Genomic DNA, 24,751 nt, shown 5'->3' on the forward strand with positions numbered 1-24,751 from the left:
ATCTTCGGCCTAGGGGGCGCGGCAACAGGGGACATACATAACGGGACTGGAGGGTCGCGACATCATGACTATGGGACGTATCGGCTGTGCCCTGGGCCGGCACAGCATCGACCGCGAGAAGATCACGCGCGTAAGCGGGCAGCAGGTCGGGCGCTGCCGCAATTGCAAGGCACCGATGGAAGAAGTCGAACCGCATTCGTGGGCGGTACAGAAGGTCCGCGATGCGGGCCTGGGCCCACGCGCGTTCATGTAATCGGGGCAATCACCCCGCGCCGGTCAGCTGGACGAAGACATCTTCCAGGTCGGCTTCGCGCGTGGTGACATCCTCGATCGCATAGCCGTGCGACTGGACGAGCGCGAGCACCTGCCCCGCGCTCGTCCGGTCGCGATCATAGGTAATCTCCAGCCGCCGCGGTTCGATCACTTCGGCCTTGGTGAAGGCGGGCTCCATGATCGGGCCGCCCAGATCCTTGTCGACGGTGATCGAGACGATCTTTTCGCGCGCCATGTCGACCAGTTCGCGGGTCGGCTTGTCGGCGATCAGTTCGCCGTGGTTGATGATCGCGATGCGGTCGCACAGCTGCTCGGCTTCCTCGAGATAATGCGTGGTCAGCACCACGGTCACGCCCTCGCGGTTGAGTTCGGTCACCAGTTCCCACAGCTGGCGGCGCAGTTCGACATCGACCCCGGCGGTCGGCTCGTCGAGCACCAGGATCGGCGGTGAATGGACCATCGCCTTGGCAATCAGCAGGCGCCGTTTCATCCCGCCCGACAGCGTGCGCGCATAGGCATCGCGCTTGTCCCACAGATGGACCGCCTTGAGCAGTTCCTCGCTGCGCCGCTCGGCCTTGGGGATGCCGTAGAACCCGGCCTGGTTCTCCAGCACTTCGAACGGGGTGAAGAACGGATCGAAGACGATTTCCTGCGGCACGATGCCGATCGAACGCTTGGCATTGCGCGGATTGTCGTCGGTATCGAATCCCCAGATCTCGGCATTGCCGCCCGTCTTGCGCACCAGCCCCGCAAGGATGTTGATCAGCGTCGACTTGCCCGCGCCATTGGGACCGAGCAGGCCGAAGATCCCGCCCTGCGGCACGTCGAAGCTCACCCCCTTGAGCGCCAGCTTTGGCGGTTCGCCCGGGCCGGGCGAGGCGTATTCCTTGACCAGATTGTCGATACGGATGGCTGGGGGTGTCTGCATGATGGGTGACCTAGGGGTGCGGCCATGGCGCGACAAGCGGCGAATGCTTGCACCAAGGCAAAGCACATATTATCGGCCTGTCGCATGACCCTGCCTCCTCCCGAAGTCTCCAAGGTCACCACGCGGCGCGTGTGGTGCGATGGCGCGACCGATATCCGCACCGGCAAGAACTATCGTTCCGCCGCGCTGGGGCATCCCAAGATCTATCTCGAAATCGACGAGCACGGCTATGTCGACTGCGGCTATTGCGATCGCCGTTTCGTGCTCGAAGGTGGCCCGGCCGACGGGGTCGACCAGTCGCAGCTGATGGACATTTCCGAAGGCGCCGACCCGGGCCACCGGTAGCTGCCATTCCAGCCGCCGCCGGAATCCACCGCGGCGGGCGCGGCGGCGCAGGCGATCCCGGCTTTCGCTGGGACGATGCAGCCCCTACATAGCAGGGCATGACGCCAGCAAACGATCCGCACGCCCTGCTCTACACCCAGCTCGATCCCGAGGAAGCCAAGGCGCTGACCACGCGGCTGCTCGCGCCCTGCGACGATGGCGAGCTCTATCTGCAATTCATGGCGAGCGAGAGTTTCGCCTTCGATGACGGGCGCTTGAAAACCGCCGATTACAGCCGCGATTCGGGGTTCGGCCTGCGCGGCGTATCGGGCGAGACCACCGGCTTTGCGCATGCCAATGAAATCAGCGCCAGGGCAATCGCGCGCGCGGGCGAAACGCTGCGCCTGCTCGATCCCGCCACGGCCGCCAAAGCCGCCCCGCCCGAGCGCACCAACCGGCATCTCTACACCGATGCCAGCCCGCTCGATCTCGTGCCCTTTGCCGAGAAGGTCGCGCTGCTGGAGAAGATCGACGCCGTGGCCCGCGCCAAGGACCCGCGCGTGGCGCAGGTCAGCGCCAGCCTGTCGGGCAGCTGGAGCGCGATCGACATCATCCGTGCCGATGGCTTCACCGCGCGCGACATCCGCCCGCTGGTGCGGCTGAACGTCAGCATCGTAGCCCAAGCCAACGGCCGCCGCGAAACCGGCAGCTTCGGCTTCGGTGGCCGCTATCTCTACGACGATCTGTTCGACGAGGGACGCTGGATGCGTGCGGTGGACGAAGCGGTCCGCCAGGCCATGGTGAACCTGGAGAGCGTCGAGGCCCCCGCGGGCGAGACGAGCGTCCTGCTCGGCCCCGGCTGGCCCGGCATCCTGCTGCACGAAGCGGTCGGGCACGGGCTCGAGGGCGATTTCAACCGCAAGGGCACCAGCGCCTTTGCGGGCCGCATCGGCGAACGCGTGGCGGCCCCCGGCGTCACCGTGATCGACGATGGCAGCATGGCCGATCGCCGCGGTTCGCTGAGCATCGACGACGAAGGCACGCCGACCCGCGAAACCGTGCTGATCGAGGACGGCATTCTCAGGGGCTACATGCAGGACCGCCTCAATGCGCGGCTGATGGGGGTCGAGGCGACCGGCAACGGTCGCCGCCAGTCCTACCAGCACGCGCCAATGCCGCGCATGACCAACACCTTCATGCGGGGCGGCAGCGACGATCCGGCGGAACTGCTAAGCCGGATGGACGACGGCATCTATGCCACCAGCTTCGGCGGGGGGCAGGTCGATATCGTCAGCGGCAAGTTCGTGTTTGCCTGTACCGAGGCCTACAAGGTCGAGAAGGGCAAGGTCGTGGCACCGATCAAGGGCGCGACGCTGATCGGGGACGGCCCGACCGTGCTGACCAAGGTGTGCGGCATCGGCAACGACATGGCGCTCGACGAGGGCGTGGGCATGTGCGGCAAGGGCGGGCAGAGCGTGCCCGCGGGAGTCGGCCAGCCGACCCTGCTGGTCGACGGGATCACGGTGGGCGGAACCGCATGACTCAGCGCAGGTTCAGCCTGCGTGATACACTGTCCCTTTTCCTGAGGAGACCTGTCATGCTCAAGCCCCTGATTTTCGCCGCTGCCGCTGCCGGCCTGATGGCCGTTCCCGCCCAGGCGGACGAAGCCGAACCCACTCGCGGCGAAGCGAAGCTCGCCAAGCTGCTCGACGGCCGCGTTGCCGGCGAACCGCAGAACTGCATCAGCACCACCGGCAGCCGCAGCCTCAAGCAGATCGACGGCACCGCGCTGACCTATCGCTCGGGCGATACGGTCTGGGTCAACTACACGCGCAACCCGCAAAGCATCGACGACAGCGACATCATGGTGATCAAGCGGTTCAGCGGATCGCGGCTGTGCCGCAGCGACCAGGTCCATCTGGTCGACCGGACCGTGGGCTTTCTGTCCGATGTGCTGATGCTGGACGATTTCGTGCCCTATACAATGCCCGACACCGAAGGCTGAACCGCAACCGGCCCCGCTGCGCGCCGGCCGCTGAATTGGGGGCTGGCCATGGCAATGCGGGCAACGCATAGTTGGGCAGAGGAGAGGACACAGCCATGCCCAGCCACCAGGAACCGGTCAATTCGCCCTTCGGATATCGCTCGACTGCCGGGGAAGTCATCGACGGGATAGACCTGTCGGGCCGCTGCGTCGTCGTAACCGGCGGCTATTCGGGGATCGGCACCGAAACCGTCCGCGCGATTGCCGCGGCCGGTGCGCAGGTCATCGTCGGCGCGCGGCGGACCGGCCAGGCGCATGACGTGCTCGACGCGCTGGACGGCGATATCGCGATCCTTCCGCTCGACTTGGCCGATCCGGCTTCGATCGATGCCTTCGCCGAAGCGGTCGCGGGCCGCACCGACACGATCGACATCCTGATCAACAATGCCGCGATCATGGCCAGCCCGCTTGGTCGCGACGCGCGCGGCTATGAAATGCAGTTCGCCACCAATCACCTGGGCCATTTCCAGCTGACCGCACGGCTGTGGCCGCTGCTGCTGACCGGCGGCGGGGCCCGCGTCGTGGCGTTGTCCTCGATCGGGCACCGGCTCCACGGGCTCGATCTCGACGATCCCAATTTCGAGCGCCGCGACTACGACAAGTGGCTTGCTTACGGACAGGCCAAGTCGGCCAACGCCCTGTTCGCGCTGCAACTCGACAAGCTCGGCGAAAGCCGGGGCGTGCGCGCCTTCGCGGTGCACCCGGGCGGTATCGCTACGCCGCTCCAGCGGCACCTGACGATGGAAGAACAGCGCGCGATGGGCTGGTACGACGAGGACGGCAACGTCCACGAGGCCTTCAAATCGACCGAGGAAGGCGCCGCGACCACCGTGTGGTGCGCGGTTTCGCCGCTGCTCGAAGGCAAGGGCGGCGTCTATTGCGAGGATTGCGAGGTGGCGGTTGCCGCGGATCCCGAGAAACCGCGCGCGGGCGGCTATTACCCGCATATCCGCGACGAGAACCTCGCCGGGAAGCTGTGGACCAAGTCCGAAGAGATGACCGGCGTCAGCTTCCCCGCGTAGCGCGGTAGAAGAGGCACAGGTTGGCCACCGGGCACCGCTCGCATTTGGGCGCGCGGGCCGTGCAGATGCGCTTGCCCAACTGGATCAGCCAGAAGTGCCCGTCGCGCAGCGCCCATCCGGGCGAGCGTTCCTCGAGCTGCGCCGCTGTCCTGTCCGCCGCCCGTGCCTGAGCGAGGCCGATGCGGTTGCACACGCGGTGGACATGGGTGTCGACTGCGATCACGTCCCGCCCGAAGGTAAAGCTCAGCACGATGTCCGCACATTTGCGCCCGATCCCCGGCAGCGCCATCAGCCCCTCGCGCGTGTCGGGCACCGCACCGCCATGCTCGGCCAGCAGCGCGGTGCAGAAGGCGCGGATATTGCGGGTCTTCATATTGTAGAGCCCGCAGGGCTTGATCGCGCGCGCGATTGTTTCATCGTCCAGCGCGAGCATCGCTTGCGGGGTCCTGGCAAGCGCGAAGAGCGCGCGCGTGGCGGCGGCGGTGTTGCGATCGCGCGACTGGGCCGACAGCATGCAGGAAACACACGACCGGAACGCGTCGGGCTGCCCCTTGGGGCCTTTCGCGCCGGGGGTGCGCCCCGGCATGGCACGGCTGAGACGGCGATAGACTTGCGCCACCTCGTCCGGGGCCAGCATTTCCTTCACCGCATCTCGCGCCGGGTGACCGCGCGCGCGGCAAACACACCGATGACGGCGAAGGCCGGCAGGATGGTCCCCGGCGCGGGCAGGCCGAACCCGAACAGCGTGCCCGCCGCGCGGGTCAGCGCGGTCAGTCCGAGCATGGTCGCCACCCCGACGACCAGCATCCCGAAAGCATTGGCGAGCAGGCCGTTGGCATGCCCGCCCAGTGCGGCCGCGTCGTTCATCGCCGCCAGCAGGAACAACGCCACCAGCGGAAGCAGTGCGCCATTGAACGCCTGCGCCGCGAGAATCGCGGGGGCCGGGCGGATGTCGGCCAGCCCGAAACCGAGCCCCACGAGCAAGATGCCCGCCCAGACCGCGCGGAAGCGCCAGCCGTCCGCCTGCCACTGCGGATCGCCGGGCACCCCGAACAGGCCGCGCGCGGTCAGCGCCGCGGCCAGCGGCGCCGTCACCGCAGAGGATACGCCCGCGGCAAGCAAGCCGATGCCCACGCCGGTCCGCGCCCACGGGCCCAGCCGGTCGGCCAGCACGTCGCCCAGCGCAGGGAAGGAGAATTCGCCCACGAGCGCCGTGCCCACGACCAGCACGGCAGCGGTGATGAGCACCCCGATCGCCACTGCGACTGCCAGGCCGAAGCGCATGTCGCCCAGCCCCTGGCCGCGCGCGAGCGCCGCGCCCAGGAACAGGTTGTAGGGGACGACAGTCGTCCCGACGAGCGCGAGCACTGCCAGCAGCGCAGCGGAGTCGTCGGCGAAACCCGGTTCCGGCACCAGGCCGCCGACCAAGGGTCCGATGGCCGGGGCCAACGACACTGCGACGAGCAGGAAACCCGCCCCCATCAGCGCCACGAATGCGGCCATCAGGCGCGCCACGAATTGCGGCGAACCCGCCAGCAGCAGCGCGCCTGCAGCGAGCGCGAGGCCCAGCGTCACCGCGCCGCGCGGCGCGTCGAGCGCCAGCATCGCCCCCGCTGCCCCGCCGAGGATATTCCCGGCTTCATAGGCCGCGCAGCCGAGCAGGATCGCGCCGCCGACCAGCGTCACCGTCGCCACCCGCGCGAAACCGGTCGGGTAGCGGCGCTGCAACACCGTCGCCAGATCGTCGCCTGTGGTCACCGCGAGCCGTCCGGCGAATTCCTGCAGCGTGAAGGTAGCAATGCCTGAGAACAGGATGGCCCACAGCAGCGCCGGACCAAGCGAGGCGCCCGTACTGGCCGCGACGGTCACCGTGCCGGGACCGATGAACGCAGCCGCGATCGCGGACCACAGGAGGATCGAGCCAAGACGTTTCATGCGCAGCGCTTGTGGCGCAAGCGGGCGCGCGCTGCAATCAGGCGCGGTGCCGCCCGGTTTCGCACAGCGCCTGCGCCGGGCATTCGGGGCAGGCGGGCGCCGCCGGGCGGCACCAGGTCTGGCCGAGCTTCTTCATCAGCAGGTGATGCTCATCATATTCCGCCCCCGACCAATCGGCCGGCATCGCCGGCATGATCGCGGCGAAAGCCCGCGCGGTGCTCGCCTTGGGCGGCACCAGCCCCATGCGCTGGAGAATGCGCGTGTGGTGTCCGTCAAGCACGATCGCGCGGCGGTCGAGCGTGCTGGCATTCATCACTCCGGCGGCGATCTTGCGGCCCACGCCGGGCAGCTGTTCGAGCCAGTCCATCGCTGCGGCAGTGCCCATCTCGGCCAGATGCGCGAGGTCGACGCCGCCGCGAAGGTCGATGAGCGCGGCCAGGCTCGCCTGCAATCGCTCCGCAGCGACATTGGGATAGGTCTGCGTCGCCAGCTCGGCCTGCACATCGGCCAGCGGCGCGGTGGCCACCGCCTCCCAGCAGCCCCAGCGGCGAAGCAAGCGATCGGTTGCGGCGTTCGAGATTTCGGACTTGGTCCGCGCCCCGATCACGCCCTGCACCAGCACCCATTCGGGCTGGCGCCATTCGGCCGCCGCGCGCTCGATATGACCGAACCGCTGGACCAGCAGCGCCTGCAGGCGGCGGATGGTTGCCGTGCGCGTATCGGGGCCGAGCGGCAGTTCCATCGCTCAGCGGCTCACCGTTTCAGCGTCAAGGCGATGCCGGACAGGATCAACGCGCCGGCCACGAGCAATTCGCGCGTGACCAGTTCGCCGAGCAGCCTCACCCCGCCCATGGCGGCGACCAGCGGTGTCGCCAGTTGGACGGTCGCCAGCGTCGCGAGCCCGAGCGAGGGCGACACGCGGTTCCACACGACATAGCCGAGACCCGAGGTGAGCGCGCCCGAGAGGACGGCCAGCAGCGCCCCGGTGGCGCTGGGCATGCTGCCGGCAAAGGCAAGCAACGGCAGCGTCAGCACTGCGCCGATGGCGAAGCTGCGCGCGGTATGGACACCCGCACCCACGGCAACCGCGCGGCCGATCATCGTATAGGCGCCCCAGGCCATGCCCGAGATCGCCATGAATACGGTCGGCAGCACCCTGCCACTTTCGACCTGCGGGACCAGCAGCACGGCTAGCCCCCCGAGCGACAGCAGCAGCCCGGCCCAGCCCAGCAGCCGCATCGGTTCGCCGCGCAGCATGCCCGCCAGTACGACGGTCGCCTGCACCACGGTGAACAGGATCAGCGCGCCGGTGGCGGTCGGCAGATCGACATAGGCGAAGGAGAACATCGCCACGTAAACGAACAGGCTGATTCCGCCCGACAGGCTCCAGCGGCCGGTGCCGCGCAGCAAGAGCGGCGCCAGCACGATCGCGCCGGCGCCCAGCCGCACGAGTGAGAAGGTTGCGGCGTCGATCCCGCCGGCGGCGAGCGCATAGCGTGCAATTACCGAATTGCCCGCAAAGGCGAGGATCGCGATGCCGGCCAGCAGCACGATCGCGCCGGGCCCGAAACGTCGCAGCTGCGCAGGCCGGGGCCCGGCCTGCAGGGAGGCTATTCCCACTCGATCGTACCGGGGGGCTTCGACGTGTAGTCGTAGACCACGCGGTTGATGCCCTGCACTTCGTTGATGATGCGCGTGGCCACCCGGCTGAGGAAGGCGCTGTCGAAGGGATAGACATCGGCCGTCATGCCATCGGTGCTGGTCACCGCGCGCAGGCCGCAGACGCTGTCATAGGTGCGGCTATCGCCCATCACGCCAACGGTCTTGACCGGCAGCAGCACGGCGAAGGCCTGCCAGATCGCGTCGTAGAGGCCCGCATTGCGGATTTCCTCGAGATAGATCGCATCGGCCTTGCGCAGGATGTCGCAGCGCTCCTTGGTGACTTCGCCGGGAATGCGGATCGCAAGGCCCGGGCCGGGGAAGGGATGCCGCCCGACGAAAATCTCGGGCAGGCCCAGTTCGCGGCCCAGTTCGCGCACCTCGTCCTTGAACAGTTCGCGCAAGGGTTCGACCAGCTTCATGTTCATGCGTTCGGGCAGGCCGCCGACATTGTGGTGGCTCTTGATCGTGACCGAGGGCCCGCCGGTGAAGCTGACGCTTTCGATGACATCGGGATAAAGCGTGCCCTGCGCGAGGAAATCGGCCCCGCCGATCTTCTTCGCTTCCGCCTCGAACAGGTCGATGAACGCGCCGCCGATGAACTTGCGCTTCTTTTCCGGATCGGTCTGGCCCGCCAGACCGCCGAGGAACCGCTCCTCCGCATTCACATGCACAAGCGGGATATTGTAATGGTCGCGGAACAGCGTCACGACCTGTTCGGCCTCGTTCATCCGCATCAGCCCGTGATCGACGAAGACGCAGGTCAGCTGGTCGCCGATGGCTTCGTGGATGAGGACCGCGGCCACTGCCGAATCGACCCCGCCCGACAGGCCGCAGATCACCTTGCCGTCGCCGACCTGTTCGCGGATTTCCGCGATCTTGGTTTTGCGGAACTCGGCCATGGTCCAGTCGCCGGCGAGCCCGCAGACATGGCGCACGAAATTGGCCAGCAGCTTGCCGCCATCGGGCGTATGCGCCACTTCGGGGTGGAACTGGGTCCCGTAATACTTGCGCTTTTCATCGGCGATCACGGCGAAGGGCGCGCCATCGCTGGTGGCGACGATCCGGAAGCCGGGCGCGAACTGGGTGACCTTGTCGCCATGGCTCATCCACACCTGGTGGCGTTCGCCGTTCTGCCACATGCCATCGAACAATGCGCATTGTTCGGTCACGGTCAGATAGGCGCGGCCGAATTCACCGCCCTCGCCGGTCTCGTGCCCGGGACGGACCTCGCCGCCAAGCTGCTGGGTCATGACCTGCTGGCCATAGCAGATGCCGAGGATCGGCAGGCCGCTGTCGAACAGCACCTGCGGGGCGCGCGGGCTGCCCTCGTCGCACACGCTGGCGGGTGAGCCCGACAGGATGATGCCCTTGGGCTTGAGCCGCTCGAACGCCTCTTCCGCCTGGGTGAAGGGCGCGATTTCGGAATAGACCCCTGCCTCGCGCACGCGGCGCGCGATGAGCTGGGTGACCTGGCTGCCGAAATCGACGATCAGGATGGAATCGGGGAGGTGTTCTGCCTGCATGGCGTTCCCGTTAAGGCCAGCGTGCGCCGCCTGTCCAGCATTCGCCTGCGGAGCATCGCAGACGGCCACCGGCCGATGCACAGGTGCATCGCTTTCAACACTATCCTGCGTATTTTGCACTTGCGAAGAGAAATGGTGCGGCGCACAACGATACACGAGAACAAACCACAGGATGTTTGAAGAGCGACAATACCTTCAACAGGAGACGCTCGTGAAAATTATCAACCTTCTCGCCGCCGGCCTCGCTGCTACCGCCCTGCTGGGTGCCCCCGCACAGGCGCTGTCGAAGCGCACCGAAGTCAGCATCGCGGTCGATTTCAATGACCTCGACCTGCGCGACCCCTCGCAGCTCGCCGAACTGCGCGACCGCGTCGATGCCGCAGCGCAAGCCGCCTGCACGCACCCCGAAGCGCTGTCCGTGAACGCTTTCTCCTACGATCGTCGCTGCAAGGCCTCGCTGGTTGCTTCGGCACAGCAGATGATCCGCCAGAAGGCCACCGCCACGCTCGCCAGCGCACGCTGAGCGAGCCGCTGGATGAAGACCCGGTGTCGCCCGCCCGGCGGCACCGGGTTTCTCATGCCCGGAAGGCAGTGCGCATCGCACTCAGGGGCCGAGCCAGTATATTTTTGCAATGAGACAGTTGGCGAATTGCGTTGCGCAATTCGCAACATGTTTCAAAGTTTTCTCACTTTCGTTCGCGGCCGCGCACGATTATTACCAGCCTCACAGCCGGACGGTGACCCCTGACACTCCCGTCCCGGACGAGTTACAGTTGCAGCGGTCCCCCAAGCAACCGCTGCTTCTGGCCTTCCTCGCCACCCGCGGCCGGCCTTCCAGGCCCCCCGCACCGGCGAGGCGATATGGCAGCGAGTAGAGACGCGGCCGCCGACATTCCTCTCCCTCCCCCCAAGAAGTCGGTGCCGCGTCTCGAAACGCTGCGCCCCGCCGCAGCAAAAGGACCGGGCGCCGCCTAGTCGGGCGCACCGCGCCGTGCGGCTTCCTCGCGCAGATCGATCTTGAGCAGTTTGCCGATATGGCTGCGGGGCATTTCGTCGATCGCATGCAGCTGCGCCAGCCGCTGGGTCTTGCCCAGCCGCGCATTGACCGCTTCGCGAATCGCCTCGCAGCCGCGCGCCTGCGGCGTCAGCGTGACGAAGCCGACCGGCGTTTCGCCCCAGCGTTCGCTCGGCATGCCGATCACCGCGGCTTCCACCACGTCGGGTTCCTTCGCCAGTTCGTCCTCGAGATCGACGGGGAAAATATTGAACCCGCCCGAAATGATCATGTCCTTCGCGCGGCCGACCAGTTCGACGAAACCGTCGGCATCGACGCGGCCGATATCGCCCATCCGCTGCCAGGTCTCGCCGGTTTCCGGGTCGGTCCAATAGCCTTCGCGCGTCTTGTCGGGCTGGTTCTTGTACCCCGCCATCATGGTCTGGCTGCGCCCGATCAGATTGCCCGCTTCGCCCGCCGCCACCGGCCTGTCGTCATCGTCGAGCACGCGGAGCTCGCTGCCCGGCGCCGGGCGTCCGACCGTATGCAACTTGTCGGGAAACTTGTGCGCTTCGAGCAGGCAGACCACGCCGCCTTCGGTCATCGAATAGATCTCGATCAACGCGCCGGGCATCCGCGCCAGAACCTCGCGCTTGAGGTCCGCCGGGAACGGCGCCGAGGTGCAGTATTTCAACTGCAGCGCGGACAGGTCGAATTCGTCGAAGCGCGGTTCCTGCATCAGCCGGCGGTATTGCACCGGCACCAGCATGGTGACGGTGGTGCGGTCGTCCTGCGCCCATTCGAGCCAGCGCAGTACGTCGAACTTGCGCATGACGCGCACCGTCCCGCCTGCCAGCAGCGCGGGCAGGAAGACTACCATCGTGGTGTTCGAATAGAGCGGCGTCGAGGCCAGCGTCCGTGCGGGCAGGCCGTTCTCGCGCCAGCTGGCCGCGGTCGCCGCGAACTGGCGCCAGCGCATCTGGTGCGAATGGACGATGCCCTTGGGCGTACCCGTCGTGCCCGAGGAATAGATGATGTTGAACGGATCGCCGGGCTGCGGATCGCAAGCGGGAGCCTGCGTGCCGGCGGGGGCCATCCACGCGTCGAGTTCTTCGTCGAGCACGATGCGGCGCATCCCGGGGAAACTGTCTTCGCCCAGTTCGGCCAGCTTGGACCGGTCGATGAAGATATGCGCCGCGCCCGAATCGCGCGCCATCCCGGCAAGTTGCGCGGCGCTTGCGCTGGTGGTCAGCGGCGCGGCCACGCCGCCGGCGCGCACCGCGGCCAGGAACACCAGCGCATAGGGAATCGAGGAATAGCCGAGGATCGCGACCGATTGCCCGCGTTCCAGCCCGTCGGCCACCAGCCGTGCGGCCAGCCGTTCGACCCGGTCCCCCAGTGCCGCCCAGCTCAGCTCGCCGGTATCGTCGCGCAAGGCGATCTGGTCGCCCAGCGCCGCGGCATTGCTGCCGATCATTTGCGCAAAGCTGCCGAAAGGCGCGGCCAGCGCGCCATCTTGTGTCTCTCCCATGCGCGGCACCCTATCGCCGCGCGCGCGGCTGTCTAGCCGCCCGTGAGGCTGCCGAGCGAAAAGGCGAGGATGACGCCCAGCGCCGTGGCGATGCCCGCCCAGTGCCGATCCTCGCGGAAGGCCTGCGGGAAGACCTCGGTCGCAAGGCTGGCGACCACCGCGCCGGCGGCGAAGCAGCGAATGACCGCGAGGGCATCCTCGCCCACGCCTGCAAGCGCCAGATTGCCGACAATCGCGGCCAGCGACAGCAGGATCGCGGTTCCCAGCCACAGCAGCATGACCTTGCCCCGCCCATGCCCGCCCGACACCATCGCGCGCGCACCGCCGGCGGCTTCGGGCAGGTTGGACAGCAGGATGGAGCCCGCCAGCGCGGCAACTTCGGCCCCGCCCACGCCGATCAGCGCGACGCCGAGCGCGAGGTTCTCGGGGATCCCGTCGAGCGTGATCGCCGCCAGCAGGCCCCCGCCATCGTCGGGCCCCCATCTCTCGTCGATCAGATAGTCGGCGAAGGCGAATACGACGGCCCCGGCGGCAACCCCGAGCATGGCATGGAACACGCTTGCCGTCTCGATCGAGGGTTCGATCAGTTCGGTGGTGACCGACAACAGCAGCGCACCACCGGCCAGCGCGACCAGAAAGCCTTCGAGCCGTTCGGGCAGCTTGCCGTAGATGCCCCAGGCGGCGCCGGCGACCAGCGCGCCCGACACCACCAGCACCACGGCCAGCAGCATCAGCATTCGATCACATTGACCGCCAGCCCGCCCTGGCTGGTTTCCTTGTACTTGCTCGACATGTCGAGCCCGGTCTGGCGCATCGTCTCGATCACTTGGTCGAGGCTGACGCGCGCATCGGTTTCGGGCCGGTGCAGTGCCAGCCGTGCGGCGTTGACCGCCTTGACCGCACCGATGGCATTGCGCTCGATGCACGGGACCTGGACCAGCCCGCCGACGGGATCGCAGGTCAGTCCGAGATTGTGCTCCATGCCGATTTCCGCCGCACTGGCGACCTGCGCGGGCGATGCGCCCCACAGCGCGGCGAGCCCGCCCGCCGCCATCGAGCACGCCACGCCGACTTCGCCCTGGCAGCCCATTTCGGCGCCCGAAATGCTCGCGCGCTGCTTGTAGAGCAGGCCGATCGCGCCCGCGGTCAGCAGGAAGGTCCGGCGGCTTTCGCCGCAGGCATCGTCTTCCGCGGTGACGCAATAGAAGCGGATCACCGCGGGGATGATCCCCGCCGCGCCATTGGTCGGCGCAGTGACGACGCGCCCGCCCGCGGCGTTTTCCTCGTTCACTGCCATGGCGTAGCAATTGAGCCAGTCGAACAATTGCTCGCGCTCGTTCGATTGCGGATTGGCCGACAGCTTGTCCCACAGATCGGGTGCCCGCCGCGCCACCTTGAGGCCGCCGGGAAGGATGCCCCGCTGGTGCAGGCCGCGATCGACGCACTGGTCCATCGCGGCAGCGATCCGGTCGAGCCCTTCGAGAGTCCGCTCGCGCGGCCGGAAGGCATCCTCATTGGCGAGGATCAGCTCGGCGATCGAAAGATCGGTCCGCGCGCATTCGGCCAACAGCTCTTCGGCCGAACCGAAATCGTGCGGCACCCGTGTGCCCGTGTTGATCCGGTCGTCCTTCGGCTTGCGGCGGAGCTGCGCTTCGGAAGCGACGAAGCCGCCGCCGGTCGAATAATAGGTCCGCCGCGACAGTGGCGCGCCGTCGGCATCGAACGCCTCCAGCTGCATGCCGTTGGGATGCAAGTCCGGAATGACATGCCCCGCGAGATCGATATCCGTAGCGGGATCGAACGCGATGTCCTGCCTGCCGCCGAGCATCAACCGGCCGTGCGTGCGTACGCGTTCCAGCGCGGCAGCGGCCTTGTCGGGGCAGGTCGTGTCGGGCGCGAAGCCGATCAGCCCCAGGATGCTGGCATCAACGGTGCCGTGCCCCACTCCGGTAAGCGCCAGCGATCCCTGCAGTTCGACCGCAATCCGGGCAGTGCGCTCCAGCTTGCCGGCCTTGGCCAGCGCCCGCACGAAAGTGCGCGCGATGCGCATCGGCCCGACCGTGTGCGAGGAGGACGGGCCGATCCCGATCCGGAAGATGTCGAGCACCGAAAGCATGGCCGCGAGATGCGCTTTCCCCGCCGGTAAATCAACCGGTTGCAGACGAAACCGGGTGCGCGGCAAACTGTGGGTAAAATCGCCCTCGAAACTTTGGCAATCTGCCCGCTACCGCCTATATGATCACTATGGATGAAACCCCTGAAATGACGGGCGCCGAAGCGCCGAAAAAACCCGGCTACGGCGCAGATTCGATCAAGGTGCTCAAGGGCCTCGACGCGGTCCGCAAGCGGCCCGGCATGTATATCGGCGATACCGACGATGGATCGGGCCTCCACCACATGGTGTTCGAGGTGTCGGACAACGCCATCGACGAAGCGCTGGCGGGGCATTGCGACCTCGTCCTGATCGAACTCAATGCCGATGGCTCGGTCTCGGTCGAAGACAATGGTCGCGGCATCCCGGTCGACATGCACAAGGGCGAAGGCGTGTCCGCGGCCGAGGTCATCATGACCCAGCTTCACGCGGGCGGTAAGTTCGAGAACACCAGTGACGACAATGCCTACAAGGTGTCGGGCGGCCTGCACGGTGTCGGCGTATCGGTGGTCAACGCGCTGTCCGAATGGCTCGAACTGACGATCTGGCGCGACGGCAAGGAACACTGGATGCGTTTCGAGCATGGCGATGCGGTCGAAAGCCTGCGTGTCATCGGCGATGCCCCCAAGGTCGAACAGAACCCCGACGAGAACGGGTTCAAGAAGGGTACGCGTGTCACCTTCAAGGCGTCGGAAGACACTTTCAAGAACGTGATCGAGTTCGATTTCGACAAGCTCGAGCACCGTTATCGCGAACTGGCCTTCCTCAATTCGGGCGTGCGGATCCTGCTGCGCGACAAGCGCCACGAGGAAATGCTCGAGCACGACCTCTATTACGAAGGCGGGATTGCGGCCTTCGTCAAATATCTCGACCGCAACAAGCAGCCGCTGGTCGCCGAACCGATCGCGGTGAGCGCGGAAAAGGACGGCATCGGCATCGATGTCTCGCTCGAGTGGAACGACAGCTATTACGAAAACGTCCTCACCTTCACCAACAACATCCCGCAGCGCGATGGCGGCACGCACCTCGCCGCGTTCCGCACCGCGCTGACGCGCACGCTCAACAATTACGCCAGCGCCAGCGGGATGCTGAAGAAAGAGAAGGTCTCGCTGTCGGGCGAAGACATGCGCGAAGGCCTGACCGCGATCGTTTCGGTCAAGCTGCCCGATCCCAAGTTCTCCTCGCAGACCAAGGACAAGCTGGTCAGTTCCGAAGTGCGTTCGCCGCTGGAAAGCCTGATGGGCGAGAAGATGAGCGAATGGCTGGAGGAAAATCCGGCCGAAGCCAAAGCGATCATCCAGAAGGTGATCGACGCCGCCGCCGCGCGCGAAGCCGCCCGCCGCGCCCGCGAGATGAGCCGCAAGGGCGCGATGAGCATCGCCTCGCTGCCGGGCAAGCTGGCCGACTGCCAGGACCGCAACCCCGCGAACTGCGAACTCTTCCTGGTCGAGGGCGACTCGGCAGGGGGCAGCGCAAAGCAGGGCCGCGACCGCAAGACGCAGGCGATCCTGCCGCTCAAGGGCAAGATCCTCAATGTCGAGCGTGCGCGCTTCGACCGGATCATTTCCTCGAAGGAAGTCGGCACGCTGATCCAGGCGATGGGCACCGGGCTGCGCGACGAATTCGATCTCGAGAAGCTGCGCTATCACAAGATCGTGATCATGACCGACGCCGATGTCGACGGCGCGCATATCCGCACCCTGCTGCTCACCTTCTTCCACCGGCAGATGCCCGAGATCGTCAAGGCCGGGCACCTCTTCATCGCGCAGCCGCCGCTGTACAAGGTCTCGCGCGGGAAGAGCGAAGTCTATCTCAAGGACCAGCCGGCCTTCGATCGCTACCTGATCGCGCAGGGCCTCGATGCGCGCGTGCTCGAAACCCAGGGCGGCGGCGCGGTGCGCAGCGGCGGCGAGCTTGAAGCGCTGGTCGCGCATGGCCTGCGCATCCGCAACCTGCTGGCTTTCGTCCCGCGCAAGTACAATACCGACCTCATCGAGGCGATGGCGCTGGCCGGCGCGCTCGATCCGTCGGGCGATCGCGGCGCCGCGCTCGACCGTGCAGCCGCGCATCTGCAGATGGGCGACCCCGAAGCGCGCTGGCGCGCCGAAACCGGGGACGACGGCAAGGTCCGCCTGTTCCGCGTGTGGCGCGGCGTGACCGATGTCCACGAAATCGATCCGGCCTTCCTCGACAGCGCCGAAGCCCGCAAGCTCAACCGCGTCGCGCAGGAATTCGCCGATGTCTACACCGCGCCCATGCGGCTCGTCCGCAGCGGTGCGGCGGAGCCGGAAGAGGCGGACAGCGACAGCGAGAGCGACAGCGAAGAGGCCGCACCGATCTTTGCCGATGACGCGATTACTCTGCCGACGCAGCTGCTCGACGCAGTGCTGGCCGCGGGGCGCAAGGGTCAGAAGATCCAGCGCTACAAGGGTCTTGGCGAAATGAACGCCGAGCAATTGTGGGAGACCACGCTCGATCCGGACAATCGCGCGCTGTTGCAGGTCAAGGTCGAGGATGCCGACGTGACCGACGAGATCTTCACCCGCCTGATGGGCGACGTGGTCGAACCGCGCCGTGAATTCATCCAGGACAATGCCCTGAACGTCGCCAATCTGGACGTCTGATCGAGATGGGCGGGGGGCGTCCGACCGGATCGCTCGAGCAGGGGGGGTTCCTGCTCTTCCTCGCGCTCGTGTCGGCCGCACTGATCGCGATCGTGCTCCCCTTTGCCCGTTCACTGCTGTGGGCGGCGCTGGCAGCGATCATGTTCCAGCCCCTCTACCGCTGGTTCCTTGCAAAGCGGCCCGACAAGGATAGCCAGGCCGCGCTGGCGAGCCTGGTGGTGATCCTGTTCGCCGTCGTCCTGCCCGCGCTGTGGATCGGCAGCGCCGTTGTCGACGAAGCGGCGGGGCTGTTCGTCGCCCTGCGCGACGGCGATATCGATGTGGCGCTCTATTTCGAAGAGGTGTTCGACGCGCTCCCGGCCAATATTCAGGCCTCGCTGGCGCGCGCCGGACTGGGCGACCTGGGCGCTGTCCAGGCACGCGCGACCGCCTTTGTCCAGGCCAGCCTCGGCATCATCGCGGCGCAGGCCCTCGCAATCGGGGGCAGCGTGTTCGGTTTCGCGATCGGTTTCGCGATCGCGCTCTATGTTGGCTTCTTCCTGCTGCGCGACGGGCGGGCGATCGGCGACACGATCCTCGCCGCGCTGCCGATGGAACGCGGCGTCGCCGACCGGCTCGCAGAACGCTTTCTCGTCATCGTGCGCGCGACGATCAAGGGATCGGTCGTCGTCGGGCTGGTCCAGGGCGCCCTCGGCGCGCTGACATTCTGGATCGTGGGGATCCCATCGGTCCTGCTGCTCGGCGTGGTTATGGCAATCGCCTCGCTGCTTCCCGCGCTCGGCCCGGCGATCGTATGGGTGCCCGCCGCGATCTACCTGCTGGCGACCGGCGCGATCTGGCAGGGCGTGGTGGTGATCGTCTCGGGGGTCGCGCTGATCGGCATGATCGACAACATCCTGCGCCCGATCCTCGTCGGACGCGACACCGGCATTCCCGACTGGTTGATCCTTGTCACCACGCTGGGCGGTATCGCGCTGATCGGCCTGTCGGGGATCGTGGTCGGGCCGCTGGTCTGCGGGCTGTTCCTCGCCGCCTGGGGGATCTTCGCCGAACAGCGCGCTGCCCGCGGCTAGCGCCCGCGCAGCAGGTCAGGCCGCGCGAATATCCTGCGTACCGCGCGCGCCGCCATCGCGGCTGTCGAGCCCGTCGAAGATCGCGCCGACGATCAGGCCCAGTTTCTCCTCGCTCAGCCGGTCGTCGACCACCGCGATGAGATAGGGCTGCAGATAGCAGCTCACCATCTGGTTGATGATCGACATGGCAGTATCGACCTCGAGCCCTTTGAGATAGCCTTCGGCCTGCGCTTCGGCGATCAGTTCGCACAGATAGTGGTCGGCCAGGTCGATATAGCTGCGGGCATAGTCGAAATAGCGTTCGCCCATCTCGACATAGAGGTTGAACGTCGCCGGGTCGTCGCGGAAATTGCGGTGCAGCAGCCGATAGCGGCGGGCGAAGAATTCATACATCTTGCGCGGCGGCGGCAGGTCGGACGCCATCACCTCGTCCATCACTGCCAGCTTGGGGGCGAACCATTCGGCGGTCACCGCTTCGAGCAGGTCGCTTTCCTCGGGGAACACCGCGTCGATCCGCGCCCGCGCCACGCTCAGCTCGGCCGCCAGCCGCGTGCGCGAAACCTCTTCGCCCTTGCGTTCCATAAGCGCCATCGCTTCGCGCGCGAAGCGGCGACGCAATTCGTCGATTTCGTTCTCGCTCATGCCGGCGCGTTCCCTACTCCGCTCATCCCGCAAATTAGGCACGGACGTGCCGGGGTTAAACCCCCCATGCGGCTAGCCGGCGGATTTCTTCGGCGGGAGCGGGAAGAAGGCCGACGTCCGCGCCTTGTAGGCCGCATAGCCCGGCCGCGATTTCTTCATCCCGCCTTCGAGCAGCGGGGCGCCCGACCAGCGGGTGAGCGTGAAGGTCAGGAACAGCGGCCCGATCACGGTCGCCGCTGCCACCCACCAGCCCGCCGAAGCGGCCGCGATCCAGATGCCCCACCAGACGCAGGCATCGCCGAAATAATTGGGGTGGCGGGTATAGCGCCACAGCCCGCGGTCCATCACCTGGCCTGCATTGGCCGGATCCGCCTTGAACCGCGCAAGCTGCCAGTCGCCGACCCATTCGAAGAGGATCCCCACCAGCCACAGCGCGGCGCCGACCAGCGCCAGCCCGCTGAGCGGCGTGAGCGAGCCGGCTTCGAGAATGCCGTATTGCGCGGGGCTGGAGACGATGAACAGCAGTACCGACTGGCCGAGGAAGACCTTGGTCAGCGCCGCCACCGCGAACCGGCCCTGTTCGCGGTCCTTCGCCAGCATGCGCCGATAGCGCTTGTCCTCGCCCTCGCGGCGCCAGCGGATCAGCAGGTGGAGCGCGAGCCGGGCGCCCCAGATCACCGCCATCGCCATCAGCAGCGTGGCCAGTGCGCCGGGTTCGTAGAGCCGCAGCCAGCTGACCAGCGCCAACAGGGCCATCCCGCCGCCCCAGAAGGCATCGACGAAACTGACATCGCCGATCTGCACCGCGACCACCCACAGGATCAGGGCCAGACCAAGCAGGATCACGAAATTCGCGAGCAGCGATTCAACTATCACGCGTTTTCTCCTTCAGCGTAAGGGCGTGGTTTTCCAGCGCGGCGAACCGGTCGCAATCGGGGCGCTTCTCGCGGTAGAAGGCCGCCAGCCGCGCGAGGTCTGCCGCATAGTCGCCGGTCGGCACGATCGCTTCGCCGATGCCGCCGCGCATGGTGGCATTGTCGACCCAGGCGGGCACGATCGGCACGCCCGCTGCCATGGCGATATGGTAGAAACCGGTTTTCCATTCGCCCCTGAAGGTCCGCGATCCCTCGGGCGCGATGACCAGCGCCAGATCGTCTGACCGCGCGAACGCCGCTGCCACCTGTTCGACGTAATTGCCGCTTTTCGAGCGTTCGACCGGGACCCCGCCCATATCGAGCATGAACCGGGTCATCGGCCATTTGAACAGGCTCGACTTGCCGATGAAATTGGGCCGTATGCCCAGCTCGTGCGTCGCGCCGAGGAAGAAGATGAAATCCCAGTTCGACGTGTGCGGCGCGCCGAGAATGATGAATTTGTCGCAGTCCGGCCGACGGCCTTCGAGCGTCCAGCCCTTCCAGCGATACAGGGCGAGCAGAATGCGCCGCACCAGACGGCTCAGCAGCGAGGGCCGGCGGTTCGGATCGGTCGGCATGGTCTCTCCCCGCTTCCGCCTAGCACAAGCCCGGCGGATTGCGAGACTACATCCGGAACACGCCGAATTGCGGTCGTTCGGGGATCGGCGCCTCGAGCGTGGCGCCAAGGGCCAGCCCCAGTACGTCGCGCGTCTGCACGGGGTCTATCACCCCGTCGTCCCACAACCGCGCGGTGGCGTAATAGGGGTTGCCCTCGTCCTCGTATTTCTGGCGGATCGGCGCCTTGAAGGCTTCGGCCTCCTCATCGCTCCAGCTGTCGGCATCGCGGTGGACCGTCGCCAGCACCGAGGCGGCCTGTTCGCCCCCCATCACGCTGATCCGCGCATTGGGCCAGGTGAACAGGAAACGCGGGCTGTAGGCGCGGCCGCACATGCCGTAATTGCCCGCCCCGAAGCTGCCGCCGATAACCACGGTGATCTTGGGCACGCTGGCGGTGGCGACTGCGGTGACCAGCTTGGCGCCATGCTTGGCAATGCCTTCGGCCTCGTACTTGCCGCCCACCATGAAGCCGCTGATGTTCTGCAGGAACAGCAAGGGGATCCGGCGCTGGCACGCCAGTTCGATGAAATGCGCACCCTTCTGCGCGCTTTCGGAAAACAGCACGCCATTGTTGGCGAGGATCGCGACCGGCATGCCCCAGATATGGGCAAAGCCGCACACCAGCGTGCTGCCGTAATGCTGCTTGAATTCGTGGAACTCGCTGCCGTCGACCAGCCGGGCGATGACCTCGTGCACGTCGTAGGGCGCGCGGACATCGTCGGGGATCAGCGCATAGAGGTCCTCGGCATCGAATTGCGGGGCGCGGGCATCGCGCCGTTCCACGCTTTGCGCGGCGGCCGGGTTCTCGCCCAGATGGCTGACGATGTCGCGCACGATGGTCAGCGCATGCTCGTCGTTCTCGGCCAGATGGTCGACCACGCCCGACTTGCGCGCATGCAGATCGCCGCCGCCCAGGTCTTCCGCGCTGATCTCCTCGCCCGTCGCGGCCTTTACCAGCGGCGGACCGGCAAGGAAGATCGTGCCCTGTTCGCGCACGATCACCGTTTCGTCGGACATGGCTGGGACGTAGGCCCCGCCCGCGGTGCAGCTGCCCATCACGCAGGCGATCTGCGGGATGCCCAGCGCAGACATGTTCGCCTGGTTGAAGAAGATACGCCCGAAATGGTCGCGGTCGGGGAAGACCTCCGCCTGGTGCGGCAGGTTCGCCCCGCCGCTGTCGACGAGGTAGATGCACGGCAGGCGGTTTTCCTGCGCGATTTCCTGTGCGCGCAAGTGCTTCTTGACCGTGATCGGGTAATAGGTGCCGCCCTTCACGGTGGCATCGTTGCACACGATCATCACCTGCCGGCCCGCAACGCGGCCGATCCCGCAGATCAGCCCCGCGCCGTTGATTTCGTCCTTGCCGTACATCCCGTTGGCTGCAAGCTGGCCGATCTCGAGGAAGGGCGAGCCGGGATCGAGCAGCCGCTCGACCCGTTCGCGCGGGAGCAGCTTGCCCCGCCCGACATGCCGCTCGCGGCTGCCTTCGGACCCGCCGAGCGCGGCTGCGGCGACGGCGGAGCGCAATTCGGCGGCGAGCGACCTGTTGTGCGCGAACCGCGCCTTGGCGTCGGGCGCTTCGCGGTCGAGCGTCGAGGTCAGGACCGGTGCGGTCATCCCGCCGCCCCGATCAGTTCGCGGCCGATCAGCATGCGGCGGATCTCGTTGGTCCCCGCGCCGATATCGAGCAGCTTGGCATCGCGCATGTAGCGTTCGACCGGCCAGTCGAGCGTATAGCCCGCCCCGCCCAGCGCCTGGACGCTTTCGGCGGCCACGCGGAAGGCGCTCTCGCTCGAATAGAGGATCACGCCGGCGGCATCGAAGCGCGTCGTCTGGTCGGCATCGCAGGCCTTGGCGACCGCATAGGTATAGGCCCGGGCGGTTTGCAGCGCGACATACATGTCGGCCACCTTGGCCTGCATCAGCTGGAAGCTGCCGATCGGCTTGCCGAACTGCTTGCGCTCGCGCAGGTAGGGAATGACCGTGTCGAGACAGGCCTGCATGATCCCCAGCTGGATGCCCGACAGGACCACGCGTTCGTAGTCCAGCCCGCTCATCAGCACGCCGACCCCGCCGTTCAGTGGCCCCATCACGCGGTCTTCGGGCACGAAGCAATCGTCGAACACCAGTTCGGCGGTGGGCGACCCGCGCATGCCGACCTTCTCGATCTTCTGGCCGATGGAAAAACCCGCATCGTCCTTCTCGATCAGGAAGGCGGTGATCCCGCGGCTGCCCGCGCTGCCATCGGTCTTGGCATAGACCACCAGCGTATCGGCATGGGGCGCATTGGTGATCCAGAACTTGGTGCCGTTGAGGCGGTAGCCGCCATCGACCGCTTCGGCCTTGAGCTTCATCGATACCACGTCCGATCCGGCGGAGGCTTCGGACATGGCCAGGCTGCCGACATGCTCGCCCGAGATCAGCGGGGGGAGATACTTGGCCTTCTGCTCGGCATTGCCCCAGCGGCGGATCTGGTTGATGCACAGGTTCGAATGCGCGCCGTAGCTGAGGCCGAGCGAGGCCGAGGCCCGGCTGACTTCCTCGACCGCGATGACGTGTTCGAGATAGCCGAGACCCAGCCCGCCATCGGCTTCATCCACAGTCAGGCCGTGCAGGCCGAGCTCGCCCATCTGGCGCCACAGTTCCTCGCGCGGGAAATAGTCCTCACGGTCGATCTTCTCGGCCTGGGGGGCGATCTGTTCGTCGGCGAAGCGGGCCACGGTGTCGCGGATCATTTCCGCGCTTTCGCCAAGCTGGAAATCGAAATCGGGGGTCGCGCGCATGCTCTCTCCTTGGGGCTGGCGAAGATTCTCTTTAGTTGCGCGGGCCGATAGCCGAGCGCGCCAGATGGGGCAAACGCAATAGGCCTGCTTTGCCCGCACCTGCGTGGAAATGCTTTACGCCATAGACGCTTGCTTCTAACCGCCTTGGCTGACCGATGTTTCGCAAGACGAGCATTCCATGGCCCGAAGGCAAACCCCCTTCGGATGCCTATTGCGACGACGAGCGCCGGCTCGCGGTGCTTGCTGCACACGGTACCGACGGGATGATCGACGATCCCGAGCTGCAGGGTATCGTCAATCTCGCCGCGAAACTGTGCGATGTGCCGATGACCATGGTGACCATGGTCGAGCAGGAACGGCAGCTGTTCCTCACCCGCACCGGGATCGATGCACGCGAGACCCCGCGCTCGACCAGCTTCTGCGCGCATGCCATGCTCGAAGCCGAACCGATGGTGGTGCCCGACGCGCGCGAGGATCCGCGTTTCGCCGAGAATCCGCTGGTTACCGGCGAACCGCATATCCGCTTCTACGCGGGCCAACCGCTGATCTCGGCCGAAGGCGCCCCGCTGGGCGCGCTGTGCGTGATCGACGACAAGCCGCGGCCCGAAGGCCTGACCGAACTGCAGCGCGAAACGCTGGCGGTGCTGGCCAGGTCGACCATGCGCGCGATCTCGCAGCGCCGGCTGGGCGAGACCGCGCAGGAAGCGGTGCACATGCGCGAGAGCTATCTCCAGCGCATGATCGACAGCGTGCCGGGGATCGCCTGGTCGGCCGATGGCGCGGGCAATTTCGATTATGTCAGCGCGCAGTGGAGCGAACTGACCGCCACCGCCCAACCGCGCCGGCTGGCCGACTGGCAGAATGCGGTGCACCCGGAAGACTGGGCGCAGGCCTCGGGCGCGTTCCAGGCCTCGCTCGAGAGCGGCAAGCCGTTCGAATACGAATGGCGGCTCAAGCTGTCCGACGGCAATTACCGCTGGATGCTGGCGCGCGCGGTGCAGACCCCCACCACCGAAGGGCAGAACCGCTGGTTCGGGACGGTCATCGACGTCGACCGGCAGCACCGCCTGTCCGAAGCACGCGACCTGCTGGCGAACGAACTGTCGCACCGGATCAAGAACATCTTCGCGGTGGTGTCGGGGCTGATCGCGATCCGCGCCCGGGGCAAGCCCGAGATCGCCGAATTCGCTGCCGAGCTAAACGATACGATCCGCTCGCTGAGCGCTGCGCACAATTACGTCCGCCCCGGACACGGGCAGCGCGCCAGCACGCTATCGGGTCTGCTGGCCGACCTGCTCGCCCCCTATGGCACGCCCGACCACGAGCGTTTCAGCGTGACCGGGCCGGGCATCAGGATCGGCGCGCGCGCGGCCACGCCGCTGGCGCTGATCTTCCACGAACTGGCCACCAACTCGGCCAAATACGGCGCATTGTCGGCCCCCGACGGGTTCGTCACGGTGACGGTCGAGGCCGATTGCGAGGGCGACGACACGGTCTGCGTCACCTGGGACGAGAACACTCGCGGCGGCGCCGTTCCCACGCCGGGATCGCCGGAAGGCTTCGGTTCGCGGTTGCTGCGCATGGCCGTCGAAGGCCAGCTGAGCGGCACGTTCGAGCGCACCTATTCGGACGACGGGCTCGACATCCGGATCGTTTTCCCGCGCGCATCGATCCAGACCTGACCCGGGCTGCGCCTTGCGTGTGGGGCG

Annotated in this window: 23 protein-coding genes; 9 read left to right on the forward strand and 14 right to left on the reverse strand. The window is 66.8% G+C overall.

Annotated elements, in window-relative coordinates; translation table 11 throughout:
• Positions 1-64: 64 nt before the first annotated feature.
• Positions 65-253, forward strand: coding sequence for a hypothetical protein (locus tag GRI55_RS02625; protein WP_156488705.1), 189 nt, complete (start codon positions 65-67; stop codon positions 251-253).
• A 9-nt stretch (positions 254-262) separates the two neighbouring features.
• Here the strand turns inward: GRI55_RS02625 and GRI55_RS02630 are convergent, their stop codons facing one another.
• A complete protein-coding gene (locus GRI55_RS02630; RefSeq protein WP_050601681.1) occupies positions 263-1,201 on the reverse strand; it encodes an ABC transporter ATP-binding protein in 939 nt (312 codons plus the stop codon).
• 84 nt (positions 1,202-1,285) lie between these two features.
• On the opposite strand from GRI55_RS02630, the gene GRI55_RS02635 reads away from it, so the two are divergent.
• From GRI55_RS02635 to GRI55_RS02650, 4 genes are all read left to right on the forward strand, one after another.
• Positions 1,286-1,546, forward strand: coding sequence for a zinc-finger domain-containing protein (locus tag GRI55_RS02635; RefSeq protein ID WP_160766105.1), 261 nt, complete (start codon positions 1,286-1,288; stop codon positions 1,544-1,546).
• Between the two features lie 98 nt (positions 1,547-1,644).
• Positions 1,645-3,066 carry a metalloprotease TldD gene (tldD, locus tag GRI55_RS02640; protein ID WP_160766106.1) on the forward strand — a complete coding sequence of 474 codons (1,422 nt, stop codon included), beginning with the start codon at positions 1,645-1,647 and terminating at the stop codon, positions 3,064-3,066.
• 56 nt (positions 3,067-3,122) lie between these two features.
• Positions 3,123-3,530, forward strand: coding sequence for a hypothetical protein (locus GRI55_RS02645; protein WP_063505435.1), 408 nt, complete (start codon positions 3,123-3,125; stop codon positions 3,528-3,530).
• A 95-nt stretch (positions 3,531-3,625) separates the two neighbouring features.
• Positions 3,626-4,591, forward strand: a complete 966-nt coding sequence (locus GRI55_RS02650) for an oxidoreductase (RefSeq protein WP_160766107.1) — start codon at positions 3,626-3,628, stop codon at positions 4,589-4,591.
• On the opposite strand, the gene GRI55_RS02655 is transcribed toward GRI55_RS02650, so the two are convergent.
• The 5 genes from GRI55_RS02655 to guaA are packed head-to-tail and all read right to left on the reverse strand — an operon-like array spanning position 4,575 to position 9,711.
• Complete coding sequence (locus GRI55_RS02655; RefSeq protein WP_160766108.1) at positions 4,575-5,228, reverse strand: endonuclease III domain-containing protein; 654 nt, start codon at positions 5,226-5,228, stop codon at positions 4,575-4,577. The genes GRI55_RS02650 and GRI55_RS02655 overlap by 17 nt on opposite strands.
• 5 nt (positions 5,229-5,233) lie before the next feature.
• On the reverse strand, positions 5,234-6,526 hold the full coding sequence (locus GRI55_RS02660; RefSeq protein ID WP_160766109.1) for an NRAMP family divalent metal transporter: 1,293 nt from the start codon (positions 6,524-6,526) through the stop codon (positions 5,234-5,236).
• 37 nt (positions 6,527-6,563) lie between these two features.
• Positions 6,564-7,268 (reverse strand): endonuclease III domain-containing protein, encoded by a 705-nt coding sequence (locus GRI55_RS02665; protein ID WP_160766110.1) that lies wholly within the window; start codon positions 7,266-7,268, stop codon positions 6,564-6,566.
• A gap of 11 nt (positions 7,269-7,279) precedes the next feature.
• Positions 7,280-8,146, reverse strand: a complete 867-nt coding sequence (locus GRI55_RS02670; RefSeq protein ID WP_160766111.1) for an EamA family transporter — start codon at positions 8,144-8,146, stop codon at positions 7,280-7,282.
• Positions 8,137-9,711 (reverse strand): glutamine-hydrolyzing GMP synthase, encoded by a 1,575-nt coding sequence (gene guaA, locus GRI55_RS02675; RefSeq protein ID WP_050601835.1) that lies wholly within the window; start codon positions 9,709-9,711, stop codon positions 8,137-8,139. The genes GRI55_RS02670 and guaA overlap by 10 nt, the downstream gene beginning before the upstream one ends.
• A 211-nt stretch (positions 9,712-9,922) precedes the next feature.
• On the opposite strand from guaA, the gene GRI55_RS02680 reads away from it, so the two are divergent.
• Entirely contained in the window at positions 9,923-10,234 is a 312-nt protein-coding gene (locus tag GRI55_RS02680) for a UrcA family protein (RefSeq protein ID WP_050601673.1), read from the forward strand.
• A 448-nt stretch (positions 10,235-10,682) separates the two neighbouring features.
• Here GRI55_RS02680 and GRI55_RS02685 read toward each other — a convergent pair whose 3' ends face one another.
• The 3 genes from GRI55_RS02685 to GRI55_RS02695 are packed head-to-tail and all read right to left on the reverse strand — an operon-like array spanning position 10,683 to position 14,352.
• A complete protein-coding gene (locus tag GRI55_RS02685; protein ID WP_160766112.1) occupies positions 10,683-12,236 on the reverse strand; it encodes a class I adenylate-forming enzyme family protein in 1,554 nt (517 codons plus the stop codon).
• Between the two features lie 32 nt (positions 12,237-12,268).
• Complete coding sequence (locus GRI55_RS02690; RefSeq protein WP_237452381.1) at positions 12,269-12,967, reverse strand: ZIP family metal transporter; 699 nt, start codon at positions 12,965-12,967, stop codon at positions 12,269-12,271.
• On the reverse strand, positions 12,967-14,352 hold the full coding sequence (locus GRI55_RS02695; protein ID WP_160766113.1) for an L-serine ammonia-lyase: 1,386 nt from the start codon (positions 14,350-14,352) through the stop codon (positions 12,967-12,969). The genes GRI55_RS02690 and GRI55_RS02695 overlap by 1 nt, the downstream gene beginning before the upstream one ends.
• Positions 14,353-14,471: 119 nt before the next feature.
• Between GRI55_RS02695 and gyrB the strand changes: the two genes are divergently transcribed.
• Together gyrB and GRI55_RS02705 are read left to right on the forward strand one after the other, a co-directional pair.
• On the forward strand, positions 14,472-17,012 hold the full coding sequence (gyrB, locus tag GRI55_RS02700; protein WP_370873263.1) for a DNA topoisomerase (ATP-hydrolyzing) subunit B: 2,541 nt from the start codon (positions 14,472-14,474) through the stop codon (positions 17,010-17,012).
• 5 nt (positions 17,013-17,017) lie between these two features.
• Positions 17,018-18,085, forward strand: coding sequence for an AI-2E family transporter (locus GRI55_RS02705; protein ID WP_160766115.1), 1,068 nt, complete (start codon positions 17,018-17,020; stop codon positions 18,083-18,085).
• 15 nt (positions 18,086-18,100) lie between these two features.
• On the opposite strand, the gene GRI55_RS02710 is transcribed toward GRI55_RS02705, so the two are convergent.
• The 5 genes from GRI55_RS02710 to GRI55_RS02730 all read right to left on the reverse strand — a co-directional run bounded on the left by GRI55_RS02710 (position 18,101) and on the right by GRI55_RS02730 (position 23,042).
• Positions 18,101-18,727, reverse strand: coding sequence for a hypothetical protein (locus tag GRI55_RS02710; RefSeq protein WP_050601668.1), 627 nt, complete (start codon positions 18,725-18,727; stop codon positions 18,101-18,103).
• Positions 18,728-18,799: 72 nt separating this feature from the next.
• Positions 18,800-19,603, reverse strand: coding sequence for a DUF1295 domain-containing protein (locus GRI55_RS02715; RefSeq protein WP_307019842.1), 804 nt, complete (start codon positions 19,601-19,603; stop codon positions 18,800-18,802).
• Complete coding sequence (locus GRI55_RS02720) at positions 19,593-20,219, reverse strand: lysophospholipid acyltransferase family protein (protein WP_063506235.1); 627 nt, start codon at positions 20,217-20,219, stop codon at positions 19,593-19,595. The genes GRI55_RS02715 and GRI55_RS02720 overlap by 11 nt, the downstream gene beginning before the upstream one ends.
• A gap of 46 nt (positions 20,220-20,265) precedes the next feature.
• Positions 20,266-21,876 carry a carboxyl transferase domain-containing protein gene (locus GRI55_RS02725; protein WP_160766116.1) on the reverse strand — a complete coding sequence of 537 codons (1,611 nt, stop codon included), beginning with the start codon at positions 21,874-21,876 and terminating at the stop codon, positions 20,266-20,268.
• Positions 21,873-23,042, reverse strand: coding sequence for an isovaleryl-CoA dehydrogenase (locus GRI55_RS02730; RefSeq protein ID WP_063506237.1), 1,170 nt, complete (start codon positions 23,040-23,042; stop codon positions 21,873-21,875). Before GRI55_RS02730 ends, GRI55_RS02725 begins: the two co-directional genes overlap by 4 nt.
• 155 nt (positions 23,043-23,197) lie before the next feature.
• Between GRI55_RS02730 and GRI55_RS02735 the strand changes: the two genes are divergently transcribed.
• On the forward strand, positions 23,198-24,724 hold the full coding sequence (locus GRI55_RS02735; protein ID WP_160766117.1) for a sensor histidine kinase: 1,527 nt from the start codon (positions 23,198-23,200) through the stop codon (positions 24,722-24,724).
• Positions 24,725-24,751 lie beyond the last annotated feature (27 nt).

Origin of the sequence: Qipengyuania citrea (genome assembly GCF_009828015.1) — a bacterium.
GTDB classification, from domain to species: Bacteria; Pseudomonadota; Alphaproteobacteria; order Sphingomonadales; family Sphingomonadaceae; genus Qipengyuania; species Qipengyuania citrea.

What these genes read in the sequence shown, in the direction of transcription:
- GRI55_RS02710 (WP_050601668.1), bottom strand. Translation starts at nt 18,727, where the DNA reads ATGAGCGAGAACGAAATCGACGAATTGCGTCGCCGCTTCGCGCGCGAA.
- gyrB (WP_370873263.1), top strand. Translation starts at nt 14,472, where the DNA reads ATGATCACTATGGATGAAACCCCTGAAATGACGGGCGCCGAAGCGCCG.
- guaA (WP_050601835.1), bottom strand. Translation starts at nt 9,711, where the DNA reads ATGCAGGCAGAACACCTCCCCGATTCCATCCTGATCGTCGATTTCGGC.
- GRI55_RS02735 (WP_160766117.1), top strand. Translation starts at nt 23,198, where the DNA reads ATGTTTCGCAAGACGAGCATTCCATGGCCCGAAGGCAAACCCCCTTCG.
- GRI55_RS02705 (WP_160766115.1), top strand. Translation starts at nt 17,018, where the DNA reads ATGGGCGGGGGGCGTCCGACCGGATCGCTCGAGCAGGGGGGGTTCCTG.
- GRI55_RS02665 (WP_160766110.1), bottom strand. Translation starts at nt 7,268, where the DNA reads ATGGAACTGCCGCTCGGCCCCGATACGCGCACGGCAACCATCCGCCGC.
- GRI55_RS02625 (WP_156488705.1), top strand. Translation starts at nt 65, where the DNA reads ATGACTATGGGACGTATCGGCTGTGCCCTGGGCCGGCACAGCATCGAC.
- GRI55_RS02655 (WP_160766108.1), bottom strand. Translation starts at nt 5,228, where the DNA reads ATGCTGGCCCCGGACGAGGTGGCGCAAGTCTATCGCCGTCTCAGCCGT.
- GRI55_RS02635 (WP_160766105.1), top strand. Translation starts at nt 1,286, where the DNA reads ATGACCCTGCCTCCTCCCGAAGTCTCCAAGGTCACCACGCGGCGCGTG.
- GRI55_RS02650 (WP_160766107.1), top strand. Translation starts at nt 3,626, where the DNA reads ATGCCCAGCCACCAGGAACCGGTCAATTCGCCCTTCGGATATCGCTCG.
- tldD (WP_160766106.1), top strand. Translation starts at nt 1,645, where the DNA reads ATGACGCCAGCAAACGATCCGCACGCCCTGCTCTACACCCAGCTCGAT.
- GRI55_RS02630 (WP_050601681.1), bottom strand. Translation starts at nt 1,201, where the DNA reads ATGCAGACACCCCCAGCCATCCGTATCGACAATCTGGTCAAGGAATAC.
- GRI55_RS02685 (WP_160766112.1), bottom strand. Translation starts at nt 12,236, where the DNA reads ATGGGAGAGACACAAGATGGCGCGCTGGCCGCGCCTTTCGGCAGCTTT.
- GRI55_RS02725 (WP_160766116.1), bottom strand. Translation starts at nt 21,876, where the DNA reads ATGACCGCACCGGTCCTGACCTCGACGCTCGACCGCGAAGCGCCCGAC.
- GRI55_RS02730 (WP_063506237.1), bottom strand. Translation starts at nt 23,042, where the DNA reads ATGCGCGCGACCCCCGATTTCGATTTCCAGCTTGGCGAAAGCGCGGAA.
- GRI55_RS02645 (WP_063505435.1), top strand. Translation starts at nt 3,123, where the DNA reads ATGCTCAAGCCCCTGATTTTCGCCGCTGCCGCTGCCGGCCTGATGGCC.
- GRI55_RS02720 (WP_063506235.1), bottom strand. Translation starts at nt 20,219, where the DNA reads ATGCCGACCGATCCGAACCGCCGGCCCTCGCTGCTGAGCCGTCTGGTG.
- GRI55_RS02695 (WP_160766113.1), bottom strand. Translation starts at nt 14,352, where the DNA reads ATGCTTTCGGTGCTCGACATCTTCCGGATCGGGATCGGCCCGTCCTCC.
- GRI55_RS02660 (WP_160766109.1), bottom strand. Translation starts at nt 6,526, where the DNA reads ATGAAACGTCTTGGCTCGATCCTCCTGTGGTCCGCGATCGCGGCTGCG.
- GRI55_RS02690 (WP_237452381.1), bottom strand. Translation starts at nt 12,967, where the DNA reads ATGCTGCTGGCCGTGGTGCTGGTGGTGTCGGGCGCGCTGGTCGCCGGC.